Source organism: Paracoccus simplex (assembly GCF_042648325.1).
GTDB classification, from domain to species: Bacteria; Pseudomonadota; Alphaproteobacteria; order Rhodobacterales; family Rhodobacteraceae; genus Paracoccus; species Paracoccus simplex.
In genome coordinates this window covers 100,794-112,596 of sequence record NZ_JBHRXE010000008.1, presented here as the reverse complement: position 1 = coordinate 112,596, position 11,803 = coordinate 100,794, and the positions used below count along the sequence as shown (strand labels likewise).

Below are 11,803 nucleotides of genomic sequence, written 5' to 3'. Positions count from 1 at the left end.
TTTCTATCACTTGGGGCAGCGACGGACGGTCCGGTTGCGGAGACGCCAGCGCCAAGGCGCCGCATCCCGTTCCCAAAACCCGTTCGCTGCGATGACCCTATCGGGCGGCATCGGGCGGGTTTTGTCAATTTGTGCGGCACATTTTGTTGCGATTGCGGCGTCGGACCCGCCCAGCACCCGATCACTTGCCGATTCGCCATGTCAATCAGCGAGCTTGGGCGATCTGCTGCCCGAGCTGGTCTTTGCCAAAGACCGGCGCGCGCTTCGTTGACTTATCCATATGCTGACCACCACGATCACCGCGCCGATGAATTGCAGCGAGGACAAGGCCTGGCCAAGAACCGCCCAGCCGAGCAGTATGGCGGTAAGCGGGCTCAGGAAGCCCAGAGACGACACCGCGGTCGTGTCGAGCCTCGCAACGCCGCGAAACCACAGGACGTAGGTGAGCGCGGTGAAGACCACGAGATAGGCGCTTCCAATCGCATTGGCCATCGTGAAAGCCGGCATCGGCGGGGCCGCCAGCAGCACCACCGGCATCAGCAACAAGCCGCCCGCGGAAAGCTGCCATGCGGTGAGTGTCAGCGCCGAGACCGGCGGTTGCCATTTGCGCGTGAGGACGGTTCCGAAAGCCATGGAGAAGGCACCGGCGACCGCCGCGGCAATTCCCATCGGGTCGAGAGCCGCTTCGCTGCGCAGTACAAGGAGTGCGACGCCGGCAATGCCGGCGACGGCCGCTGTTATCGCGAGAGGCCTTATCCGCGTGCCCAATATGGCGGCGGCGACGAAGATCACGATCAGCGGCTGAACCGCCCCGACTGTCGCGGCGATTCCCCCAGGCAAGCGATAGGCTGCCACAAAGAGCAGAGCCCAGAAGATTGAAAAGTTGAGCGCGCCAAGGACGAATGAACGCAAAAGCCAGATTCCGGCTGGCAATTGCCGCACGACAAGAAGAAGCAGCACCCCTGCAGGCAATGCGCGGATCGCAGCGACTGCCAGCGGAGACATGTCTGGCAGCAGTTCTGTCGCCACGATGTAGGTACTGCCCCACACGGCCGGCGCAGTCGCGGTCAGGACAACATCCGAAGTCTTTGTCATGGCTGGACCCTTGGCCATAGGCCTAAACAGTGGTGACGAAGCGCGCGACGGGCATGCGCGGTTTCTGGGGCCAGTTCTCTCGGGCGCCGTGTCCGATGGCGACCAAGAGCACCGGGCTCTCCCCTTGCTCGAGCATGAAGGCGCGCGCCAACCGTTCGGCGTCGAATCCTCCCATGGGGCATGAGGCGAGGCCGTATGCTTCAGCCGCAAAGATCAGAAAGGCCGCGCCAAGTGTCGCCGAGCGGATCGCTTCATCGCGCTGCATCGTGGCATTGCCGTCATCGGATTGTTTGACCGCCGTGATCCAGTTTTCGACGACGGATGACGGCAGGAAACCGGCTTCGACGGCAGGCAGCAAACGCTCGCCAAGTTCCCGATGCGACGGGGCCTGCCCACAGATGATGAAGGTTACGGCGGATTCCTCAATCTTGGCCTGACCGAACGCCACCGCCTTCAGCCGTGCTTTCGCCGCGGCCGACCGGACCGCGATCATCCGCCAGTTCTGCAGGTTGTAGGCGGTAGGCGCGCGGGTCGCGAGTTCCGCAAGGTCGTGGATCTGCCTGTCGGAGACGTTGCCGTCCGGGGCGAAGCGACCAGCGGAAACGCGGCGGGTGATGGCGGCGATGACGGCGTCGTTCATATCGGTCCTTTCTGCAGCCGATTTCCTTACGCCTTCGTTAGGATGTTTCTGAAAAGTTGATAATCTGCTATCCAGTTTAGATACTGTACACTTATGGTGCATAATAATGGATCACATGGTTGCCCTGCACGTGTTCCGTGCCGTCGTGGAACATGCTTCCTTCGCCGAGGCCGCCCGTCGCATGGGCTTGTCCCCGGCGGCCGTCAGCAAGAATGTCAGGGAGCTGGAAGAACACCTGAAGGTCAGGCTCATCAACCGCACCACGCGCAGCATGAGCCTAACCGAGGCCGGTCAGCGGTATTTCGAGCAGGTCGCGCGTATTCTCGACGACCTCGCCGAAGCTGACCAATCGCTTGGGCCGCTGCAGCGCAAGCCCAGCGGATTGCTTCGCGTCAGCGCACCGCTGACGTTCACTCTCACTCGGCTCTCGGCAGGGATCATAGGCTTCCTGAGGGAATACCCCGATCTCGTTCTGGATCTTCAACTCGACGATCGGCGTGTCGATGTCGTGAAGGAGGGGTTCGATCTGGCCATTCGCGGCAGCGATCGTCTTGAGGATTCCAGCCTTGTCGCCAGGAAACTCATGACACTCCATCACGTCGTCTGCGCATCGCCCGATTACTTCGAGCGCCACGGCAAGCCGCTTGTGCCGCAGGATTTGAAAGCACATGACTGCATCCGGTTCACTCTGTCGGACCATGCGCATGAATGGGAGTTCGCCAAAGGCGGGGAGATGGAGCGGGTGCCGATCAACGGTCGGTACAAGGTGACAAGCGGGCTTGCCGTTCGCGATGCCCTGCTGGCGGGTTTTGGGTTGAGCCTCATTCCTCGGCAGTATGTCGTGGACGATATTGCCACCGGCCGTCTGGCCACCGCCATGGACGATTGGACGCCGGTGCAGACCGCCATCTACGCCGTTTATCCGTCGCGCCGCTACCTTCTGCCCAAGGTCCGCGCCTTCATTGAATTCCTGGTTCAAGCAACGCAGGATGAAGCATAGCTTTCCAGGCAAGCCCAGCATACCGTTGGCTGCCGAAATAACGGCATCCAACGGCTGTCATTTTCGGCTCAGCGACGTGGAGCCGGCGGAATCAGGCGCATCCTACCACGCCGCCGAACCCGCAATCTGCCGAGTCGCGACATTGAAGCGGTTGAACAGATTGATGGTGGAAATCCGAAGCACCAGAGCGGCAGCCTCCCGCTCTCCAAAATGCACATGAACCTCAGCCTAGATCCCGTCTGAAACCAGGGCCTCCCGGTCGGCAATTCGGGTCATGGCCTCCGCCAGGCCCAACGCGGCCCGTTCTGCGTCAGAGAAAAAGGGGGCGTCCCGCCAGGCTGCAACCGCAAATAGCCGTTCTTCGCCGATCCCGGACTGCTGGCCATGCCTGGCCGCGCTGTGAACGCAAAACTGCGCCATTGATCTGGCTTACCCGCAGATGCGTAAGGTGAATGACCCCGGCATCAACACCGGCGCTGTGTGGATGGCCCACCAGTTGCTGAATCGCTTTCATCGCGTTCACCGGACCCGTCAGGTGGGCTGTCGGGTTTTCCATGCGTACTTTCATTGGTCGCTCCTGTCCTTGGCACGGATCCATTCCGTCCTAGGGGTGACGGTGCCGGCGAGGCGGATGTGACCAATGGCCGGGACGCAGGGTCAGGCTCGTCGCCGGACCTTTTTTCGACAGGCTGTCACATCTGTCGAAGGCCAGGCGTCATCTTCATGAGGACACCAGACGGTAAGGGGCATATGAGCGACGAAAATGACCTCGTGCGGCATTTCGAGCAGCATCGCGACTACCTGCGATTTGTTGCCCGTCGTATCCTCGGCTCGGACGGCCAGGCGGATGATGCTGTGCAAGACGCCTGGCTGCGGATAGCGCATTCGGATGTTTCGGAAGTCCATAGCCTGCGCAATTGGCTCACGACGATCGTCGCACGGCTTTGCCTCGTCCTTCACGACCTGTTCGCGGTGCAGTTCGATCACATTGCCCCGATAATCGGACGGTCACCGGCAGCAACCCGTCAGCTCGCAAGTCGGGCCCGGCGGCGTCTCACAGGGGCTCCAACCGAGATCGGCGCTAGCGGGCCCGGCGCCGAGAAATCGTTACCGCCTTCGTCGCCGCGTCACGCAACGGGGACTTCAAAGGGTTGATGGCACTTCTCGATCCCGATGTCGTGCTTGATGCTGATGAAGTCGCCATAGCTGCGGCAGCGAAAGCTGGCGGTGGACGCGCGCCGTTGGAGCCGGAATCCGGAGCGTGTTCGATTTGGGAGCAGTAGCTTTGGTCAATAACGAACCCGTCCTGATCTTCGCCCCCGAAGGATCGACAAAGGTAATCTGTGGACAGCACGCCGCTGTCAATGCTCGATCAAAAATACAAAGATCCTAAGCGCTTCCATGATTTTCCCTCTCGTGCTGTGACGACGGGCAGCGATTGGTGTAGGGGCGATATACTGCCGTTCTGAGAGGTAAGATGCTTGACAGGAACGAATATGATCTCCGCACCCGTGCCATCGCACTTCGAAAACGACGCCATGGTGTGGATGTCGGGCGGCATCTTACTTGGAAGCGGCCTTGCGATCATCGCATTTCACCAGCATTGGCGCGGCCTCGCAGCCATCCTGGTCTCGCTCTTCGGGTGGTTTCTGGCAATTCGCGGAGCCATGCTCATGGCGGTGCCAGAGCTGATTGAGCAGGGCGTTGCGGCCTCCACCCCGCATTCGAGTATCATGAGAGGCGGGTTCGCGTTGCTCACCGTGATCGGCCTTTACCTTACCTATTTCGGCTGGGTCGCCAAGCCGAAAGAGCCTTCAAAGGAACAGAAGCAATGAAGTGCCAGATTCGGCCTGAACATCCGGGAGATACGCGGGATATCCGCCAGGTGACGGAGGCCGCGTTCAAGGGCGCCGAACACAGCTCCGGGACCGAAGGAGCGATCATCGACGCCCTGCGGGCAAGCAATGCTCTCACCATTTCCCTTGTCGCGACAGCCGAAGGCGACATAGTCGGACATATCGCTTTCTCGCCGGTCACGATCAATGGCACCGAGATTGGCTGGTTCGGTCTCGGCCCCGTTTCCGTCAGGCCCGAGTTTCAGGGGAACGGCATTGGCGGAATGCTGATCCGGGCGGGTCTGGATCAGTTGAAAGCTGCTGGGGCCAGCGGCTGCGTCGTCCTTGGCGACCCCGCCTATTATCGGCGATTTGGGTTCGAGCAAAACCCCGCCGTGCGATACGAGGGGGTTCCTCCGGAATACTTTATGAAACTGTCTCTCGACGGTTCCGAAGTATCTGGAAGCGTTGCCTTCCACGATGGATTTTCGGCGTCCTGAATGCGGTGCAGAAGCCAGCTGCGTTAAGAGGTCGCCGGTGCGTACAGTTGCGGAGAAAATGGGACTGAAAGCGGGTTCCCGAGCCTATTTCATCGGCGCGCCGGCTGATGTGCACGCCGCAATGAAGTTGCCGGAACTGGATGTCCCAGCCTCCCTGGACGGGAGGTTTGATCACGTCCATCTCTTCGTTCTGACGGCATCGGACCTGAACGAGCAGTTTCCTGTCCTCAAAACCCATGTCGCGCCCAAAGGGCGGCTCTGGGTATCCTGGCCGAAGGGTAACAGGAACGGCACGGACCTGAACATTCGCGAAGTGATCCGGATCGGATATCAGCACGGCATGGTGGAGAGCACGGCCCTCAGCGTCGACGACGTGTGGACGGCTCTCAAATTCACATTCCCCATCCCGGGCAGGAAGTACAACAATAGCTACGGAACGCTGCCTGACTTGTAGAGGGCCTTATGCCCCTAAGTTGACGCGCGATCCTAAAAAGGAACGATACAGTTGAGTGATCTTGAAATCGACCTTGCGGCCTACCGGGAACATCTGTCTCCCGCGCTCGCAGGATATGAATGACGCCGCGACACCGTTGGAGCATCGGGCAGTTCTGTTTACCGTCTCCAGAACAGCGCGACCGCCCAGGATCTGTATTTGAAACATGGAATGGGCGCAGGCGCCGATGCTGTGACTGACGAAATGGTCAGATTGCACTGGCTTGCCGACCACGTCCCCGCTCCCTCCATTGTGCACTTTATTCGGGAGCCCGACGAAGCATGGCTGCTGACGACGGCAATCTCGGGAGAAACCGCTTATCAAGCGATGGGAAGCGCATCCTGATGCTCGCATTGCCGTTGTGGATGCTCTGGCCGCGTTCCTTCGCCGACTGCATGCGATCCCGCTTGACGCTTGTCCGTTCAATGGTGGCCATAGCTACAGATCAGCCCGCGCCCGCGCGCGGATCGATGCTGGCTTGGTGGATGTCGAGGACTTTGACGACGAGCGCGAAGGCCGGACAGTCCTTCGCAGAAGGCGGAGCACGAACAAAGCTCATGCGCGATTGCGCGTGGGCCACACTCCGAGCGGCAAGCGAGGCGCAAGCCGCTGGTCGCCTCGCCGGCAGCGCAGCTGCGGGGGCAGTCGGATCGGCGTATCTGCATCCCCTTGCAAAGGCAACTCAGGTTAAGGCCATCCTGGGGGCTGCGACTTACACGGCGTTGGCATTCGAACTTTGTCCAAACCAGAGGCTAGAGCGTATCGCGGACTATGAGATTCAGTGTTTCCAGACTGCGCCTGACGTGATTCTCTTCTGCTAAGGCAGATGGAGATTTCAGATGGGCAAGCCACATCCAGTAGAGCTTCGTAGCCGGGTCATCGGCTACGTGGACGAAGGTCACGGGCACCGTCAGGCGGCTCGGCACTTTCGGGTGTCACCGAAGTTCGTCAATGATTTGGTAAAGCTGCGGCGCGAGACCGGATGTTTGACACCGAGGCGACAAGGCAACGGCGGCGGATATGGCAAGCTGGTGGACGTGACCGGCTGGCTCGAGGCCCGCGTCACGGCCAAAAGCGGGATCACGCTTGATGAACTCGTGGCCGAGCTGGCTGAAATACATGGCATCGACGTCCACCGCACCACCGTCTGGCGCGTTCTGCGGGGTCTTGGACTGAGTCATAAAAAAACTCTGCAGGCGCTTGAACAGACGCGAAAGGATGTGGCTGGCCTGCGTCATGTCTGGATTGCGAGACGCCAGCCCTTCATGGCCAACCATCTGGAGCGGCTGGCGTTCGTCGATGAGACTGCGGTCAAGACGAACATGGCCAAGACCACCGGCTGGGCACCCCGCGGGCAGCGCCTCGTCGATCATGCGCCGTTCGGGCATTGGCGCACCCAGACCTTCGTTGCTGCCCTGCGCCATGACCGGTTAGACGCGCCTTGGGTGATTGACGGCGCAATGAACGCCGAGATGTTCGATCTCTACACCAAAACCCAGTTGGTCCCGACACTTCGGCCCGGGGACGTGGTCATTCTGGACAATCTTTCCAGCCACAAGAGCTCGGCGGCAGCGACAGCCTTGCGCGATGTCGGCGCCTGGTTCCTGTTCCTGCCGCCATACAGCCCTGACCTCAATCCGATCGAGATGGTATTCGCCAAGCTCAAGGCGCTGATCAGAAAAGCCGCCGCACGAACCTATGGTCAGCTTTGGGCCGCGGTCGGCCAGGTCTGCAACCTCTTCTCCGACGAGGAGTGCTACAATTACTTCAAAGCTGCAGGGTATGAGGTCGACTGAGTGCAACCGGCTCTAAAACAACGAGTTGAATGGCATTCTTTATCCACCGGCAGGTGATGCTCCGGCAGGCGCTATCGGCGTGCGGATTTTTCGCGCGTCGTTCGACAGGCCGGTGATCGACCCCGGCGGCTTCAAGCTATCCTCTCGGCCTGCAAGGATCGGGCCCGGCGCGCCAGGCTGATCGCGTCAGGCCCGGCGTTCTGTAATTGACGATATATCTGGGCCGTATCCACCTCGAAATGCTGCAATTCTTCGTGTCGACGGGCCTCGGACCAGCCAAGGCTGGCGGCGGCGATATGCGACAATTCCTCGGCCCGGTCGCGGCCCAGATCAGGTCCCAGCCCGTCCGGCAAACGCCGGCGGATCAAGTCCGAAAGGCGCACCACATGTTCCCGCGCTGCCATCTGGCCGATGCCCTCGTCGCGGCTTTCCGGCGCCGGGATGATCCCAGTCGGGGCGGGGCCGCGCTTGCCGAGGCGCTTCTCGACACGGCGTGCCACCTTCCGCGCCGCGTGACGATGCAGCATGATGGTCGAGCCGGTGACGGCCAGCAGGCCGGGGCGGGCGGGATCCTCGGCCACTTCGACCGGCAGGCTGGTGGTGCGGCCGTCGCGCGACGAGGTCGGCCGCACCCCGCACCAGCAATGCAGCACATCGGCGCGGGTCAGCCGCAGAGTGGGAAACAGGTTGTTGGCCTCGGCCAGGATATAGGCGATCTCGGCATCCTCGACGCGGATGTCGTCGGGATTGCCGGTGACCTCGGTCTCGGTCGGGCCGATGAAATGGAAATCCCGCCAGGGGAAGACGTAATAAGGCTCGCCCTTGCTGGAAAACGCCTCCAGGCCCTGACCGCGGAACGCCTCGGGCAGACGCACCATGACGTTGACGCCCTTGATGCCGATCACCCGGCGCCTGCCGGATTCGCCGCCGCCGCCCGGCACCCGGTCGATCCAGGGGCCGGCGGCATTCACCACCAGGCGGGCACGGACCTGCGCCCGGCCCTGCATCCCGGGGGCGCGCTCGTCCAGGGTGACAAGCCAGCCCTCGCCCTTGCGGCGGATGGCCACGACCTCGGCATAGGTGCGGATGCGGGCGCCGCGCCGCTCGGCATCCAGCGCGGTATCGACGCAGATGCGCTCGGGCCAGGCATACATGTATTCCTCGAACACGCCCACGCCGCGCAGCGGGCCGCCCAGGGCGGCGGCCATGGCGCTTTCGCCAGCGGCTTTCGCAGGCGGAAGGCGGCGATAGGCCAGCGGCACCCGCCAGCCGTCCAGCGCCTCGACCAGCCGGAAGCCCAGATCGACCAGCCAGGGCGGATAGCGGTCGCCGTTGCGGAACGGGTAGTGGAAGCGGTGCTTCGTCAGATGGCCGGGCATGTCGTGCACCAGTTCCGCCCGGCAGCGCATGACCTCGCGGGTGTAAAGCAGACGGCGCAGCATGTCGGCGGGGCGGAAAGGCATCTGCCAGAGCGGATAGCGCGCCGCGAGATAGCCGAGCCCGGAATAGAGCATGCGGCTGGAGCGCGACGAGGTGCCGGCGCCGATATCGCCGCGGTCGATCAGCAGCGTGCGAAAGCCGCGGCCGGCCAGTTGCCGGGCGCTGGCGCAGCCGACCGCGCCGGCGCCGATGACGATCACCTCGTATTCCGTCCCGTCGAGCTCGGAAAGCGGCGGCCGGCTCATTCCGCATCCCCCGCGTCCCGCGTCATGTGCCGGGCCTTGTCGGTCGCCGCTTCCAGCGCCGCGACGAGGGCGCGGCTGAAACCTGCCGCCTCGGCCGCCGCGATGCCGGCGGCGGTGGTGCCCCGATAGTCGCGATAGGCGGCCAGCAGCGCCGGCGCATCGGCGATCCGGCCCTGCAGCAGCCGCGCACCGCCGACCACCGCTGCCTCGGCCGAGCGCCAGGCGATGGCTTCCGAGATGCCCTGCGCCCGCATGAACCCGGCCATTGCCACGGCCATCAGCGCCGGATAGGCGGCGCCCGAGCCGGGCAGGGCGGTCATCAGGTCGATCTGCGCCTCGTCCGGCAATTCGTCGGTGGTGCCGATGGCGGAAAGCAGCCGCCGCACCGTATCGCGGTTGGCCTCGTCCACGCCCTCGGCGGCCCAGAACGGCGAATAAGAGGCGCCGATCTCGGCCGCCGCATTCGGCATCGCCCGCACGATCCGGCCGCCGCAGCGCGCCAGCTCTGGCGCCCCGACCCCGGCCATGAAGGACAGGACCAGCCGCCCCTCGGCCCGCAGCGCCAGGCCCGGCCAGTCCTCGGGACGCACCGAAACCACCACCACGTCGCTTTGCGCCACCAGATCGGCGGCGTCCCGCGCCCAGGCCATATCGGCATGGCCGTGATAGTCGGGCCGCGGTCCGCTGCGGTTCAGCAGCACCAGATCGCCCGGCCGGGCGATGCCGCGCGACAAAAGCCCGGCACCAAGCGCCGAGCCCAGCCAGCCCGTGGCGCCAATGATGCCGATCCTCATGCAGCGGCTCCGGTGCCGGTATAGGCGTCGATGGCGTTGCGGAAGGGCAGCAGGCCCAGCAGTCTGCCATCGGGGGACTCGACGCGCATGGCCTGAAGCCCGCCGGCGGCCATCTGCTGCAGCGCATCGGCGATGGTGGCATCCGCGGCGATGCTGGCCTGGGGCAGGTTGTCGGCGCCGTGCGGGCTGACCATGACCGCGCCGACCTTCAGCACCCGGCCGCGGTCGACATGCTGGACGAAATTCGCCACGTAATCGTCGGCGGGACGCAGCACGATGTCCTGGGCCGAGCCCTGCTGGATCACGCAGCCGTCGCGCAACAGCGCGATGCGGTCGCCGATGCGCAGCGCCTCGTCGAGATCGTGGGTGATGAAGACGATGGTCTTCTTCACCTCCTGCTGCAGGTCCAGAAGCACCGTCTGCATGTCGTAGCGGATCAGCGGGTCGAGGGCCGAATAGGCCTCGTCCATCAGCAGGATCGGCGCGTCATTGGCCAAGGCCCGCGCCAGCCCCACCCGCTGCTGCATGCCGCCTGAAAGCTGGCTCGGGTAGCTTTTCTCGAAGCCCTTCAGGCCGACGCGCTCGATCCAGCGCATGGCGGTGCGATAGCGCTCGGCCTCGGAGAGGCCCTGCACCTCGAGCCCGTAGGCGGCATTGTCCAGAACGGTGCGATGCGGCAGCAGCGCGAATTTCTGGAACACCATCGCCGTCTTGTGGCGACGGAACTCGCGCAGCGCCTCGGGCGACATGGCGACGACGTTCTGGCCCTCGATGACGATCTCGCCCGCCGTGGGCTCGATCAGCCGGTTGATGTGGCGGATCAGCGTCGACTTGCCCGAGCCGGACAGGCCCATGATGACCTGGATGCTGCCGGCCGGCACCTGGATGTTGATGTCGCGCAGGCCCAGAACATGGCCGTGGCGCGCCTGCAGCTCGGCCTTGGTCATGCCGGCGCGCACCGCCTCGACATAGGCGTCGGGATTGGGGCCGAAGATCTTGTAGAGGTTGCGGATCTCGATGCCGATGGGATCAGGCATGGCTGGCCTCGCGATGTTTCTGCAGCCGCTTGCCCCAGGCCTGGCTGACGCGGTCGAACAGGATGGCGATGCCGACGATGGCGAAGCCGTTGAACAGCCCCAGGGTGAAATACTGGTTCGAGATGGCGCGCAGCACCGGCTGGCCCAGTCCCTGAACCCCGATCATCGAGGCGATCACCACCATGGCCAGCGCCATCATGATGGTCTGGTTGATGCCCGCCATGATGGTGGGCAGCGCCAGCGGCAGCTCGGCCTTGACCAGCTTCTGCCAGGCCGAGGAGCCGAAGGCGTCGGCCGCTTCCAGCACCTCGCGGTCGACCTGACGGATGCCCAGGTTGGTCAGGCGGATCATCGGCGGCAGGGCATAGATCACCACGGCGATCAGCCCCGGTACCCGGCCTATGCCCAGCAGCATCACCACCGGGATCAGGTAGACGAAGCTCGGCATGGTCTGCATCACGTCGAGGATCGGGTTGAGCACCGACTGCACACGTTCGGAGCGCGCCATAAGGATGCCCAGCGGCAGACCGACGGCGATCGAAAGCAGCGTCGCGGCCAGGATCATCGACACGGTCTTCATGGTGTCGTCCCACATGCCGAACATGCCGATCAGCACCAGGGTCACCACGCTGCCGATCACCACGCGCAGGCTGCGGCTGGCCCCCCAGGCCAGGGCGGCGACGATCAGCAGGATGATGGGCCAGGGCGCGTTGGTCAGCAGCCGCTCGGACCAGATCAGGAAGGACTGCAGCGGGTTGAAGAAGCCCTCGATCATGTCGCCGTAGCTGCGGGTGAAATTGCGGAAACCCTCGTCGATGACCCGCTTGAGGTCGCGAAGATGGCCGTCGTCGATCTGGGGGAATGAGGTAAACCAGGACATGGCGTTGCCGTCCGCCTCTCTTTGCTGGGAGGAAAGGGGCGGGCGGCC

General features: G+C 63.5%; 13 protein-coding genes and 1 pseudogene. 7 read left to right on the top strand and 7 right to left on the bottom strand.

The window, feature by feature from the left end; translation table 11 throughout:
- Positions 1-201 precede the first annotated feature (201 nt).
- Together ACFOMP_RS03455 and ACFOMP_RS03450 are read right to left on the bottom strand one after the other, a co-directional pair.
- A complete protein-coding gene (locus ACFOMP_RS03455) occupies positions 202-1,095 on the bottom strand; it encodes an EamA family transporter (RefSeq protein WP_379027900.1) in 894 nt (297 codons plus the stop codon).
- Positions 1,096-1,117: 22 nt separating this feature from the next.
- Positions 1,118-1,735 (bottom strand): nitroreductase family protein, encoded by a 618-nt coding sequence (locus tag ACFOMP_RS03450; protein WP_379027898.1) that lies wholly within the window; start codon positions 1,733-1,735, stop codon positions 1,118-1,120.
- Between the two features lie 106 nt (positions 1,736-1,841).
- Between ACFOMP_RS03450 and ACFOMP_RS03445 the strand changes: the two genes are divergently transcribed.
- Positions 1,842-2,735, top strand: a complete 894-nt coding sequence (locus tag ACFOMP_RS03445) for a LysR family transcriptional regulator (protein ID WP_379027896.1) — start codon at positions 1,842-1,844, stop codon at positions 2,733-2,735.
- Positions 2,736-3,045: 310 nt separating this feature from the next.
- Here the strand turns inward: ACFOMP_RS03445 and ACFOMP_RS03440 are convergent, their stop codons facing one another.
- Complete coding sequence (locus ACFOMP_RS03440) at positions 3,046-3,303, bottom strand: hypothetical protein (RefSeq protein ID WP_289895161.1); 258 nt, start codon at positions 3,301-3,303, stop codon at positions 3,046-3,048.
- A gap of 182 nt (positions 3,304-3,485) precedes the next feature.
- Here ACFOMP_RS03440 and ACFOMP_RS03435 point away from each other — a divergent pair, with 182 nt between their 5' ends.
- The 6 genes and pseudogenes from ACFOMP_RS03435 to ACFOMP_RS03410 all read left to right on the top strand — a co-directional run bounded on the left by ACFOMP_RS03435 (position 3,486) and on the right by ACFOMP_RS03410 (position 7,359).
- Positions 3,486-3,890 (top strand): sigma factor, encoded by a 405-nt coding sequence (locus ACFOMP_RS03435; protein WP_354670360.1) that lies wholly within the window; start codon positions 3,486-3,488, stop codon positions 3,888-3,890.
- 341 nt (positions 3,891-4,231) lie between these two features.
- Positions 4,232-4,570 carry a hypothetical protein gene (locus ACFOMP_RS03430; protein WP_379027893.1) on the top strand — a complete coding sequence of 113 codons (339 nt, stop codon included), beginning with the start codon at positions 4,232-4,234 and terminating at the stop codon, positions 4,568-4,570.
- A complete protein-coding gene (locus tag ACFOMP_RS03425) occupies positions 4,567-5,070 on the top strand; it encodes a GNAT family N-acetyltransferase (RefSeq protein WP_379027891.1) in 504 nt (167 codons plus the stop codon). Before ACFOMP_RS03430 ends, ACFOMP_RS03425 begins: the two co-directional genes overlap by 4 nt.
- A gap of 58 nt (positions 5,071-5,128) precedes the next feature.
- Positions 5,129-5,524 (top strand): hypothetical protein, encoded by a 396-nt coding sequence (locus ACFOMP_RS03420; RefSeq protein WP_379027889.1) that lies wholly within the window; start codon positions 5,129-5,131, stop codon positions 5,522-5,524.
- Positions 5,525-5,656: 132 nt separating this feature from the next.
- A pseudogene (locus ACFOMP_RS03415) lies at positions 5,657-6,080 on the top strand (phosphotransferase); the annotation flags it as partial.
- A gap of 322 nt (positions 6,081-6,402) precedes the next feature.
- Positions 6,403-7,359 (top strand): IS630 family transposase, encoded by a 957-nt coding sequence (locus ACFOMP_RS03410; protein ID WP_379027887.1) that lies wholly within the window; start codon positions 6,403-6,405, stop codon positions 7,357-7,359.
- Positions 7,360-7,490: 131 nt separating this feature from the next.
- Here ACFOMP_RS03410 and ACFOMP_RS03405 read toward each other — a convergent pair whose 3' ends face one another.
- Genes ACFOMP_RS03405 through ACFOMP_RS03390 form a run of 4 tightly spaced genes read right to left on the bottom strand, consistent with a single transcriptional unit; the run spans position 7,491 to position 11,755 of the window.
- Positions 7,491-9,044, bottom strand: a complete 1,554-nt coding sequence (locus tag ACFOMP_RS03405; protein WP_379027885.1) for an FAD-dependent oxidoreductase — start codon at positions 9,042-9,044, stop codon at positions 7,491-7,493.
- Positions 9,041-9,838 carry a pyrroline-5-carboxylate reductase family protein gene (locus tag ACFOMP_RS03400; protein WP_379027883.1) on the bottom strand — a complete coding sequence of 266 codons (798 nt, stop codon included), beginning with the start codon at positions 9,836-9,838 and terminating at the stop codon, positions 9,041-9,043. The genes ACFOMP_RS03405 and ACFOMP_RS03400 overlap by 4 nt, the downstream gene beginning before the upstream one ends.
- Entirely contained in the window at positions 9,835-10,875 is a 1,041-nt protein-coding gene (locus tag ACFOMP_RS03395) for a quaternary amine ABC transporter ATP-binding protein (protein WP_289895464.1), read from the bottom strand. Before ACFOMP_RS03395 ends, ACFOMP_RS03400 begins: the two co-directional genes overlap by 4 nt.
- A complete protein-coding gene (locus tag ACFOMP_RS03390) occupies positions 10,868-11,755 on the bottom strand; it encodes an ABC transporter permease (protein ID WP_379027881.1) in 888 nt (295 codons plus the stop codon). Before ACFOMP_RS03390 ends, ACFOMP_RS03395 begins: the two co-directional genes overlap by 8 nt.
- Positions 11,756-11,803: the final 48 nt, after the last annotated feature.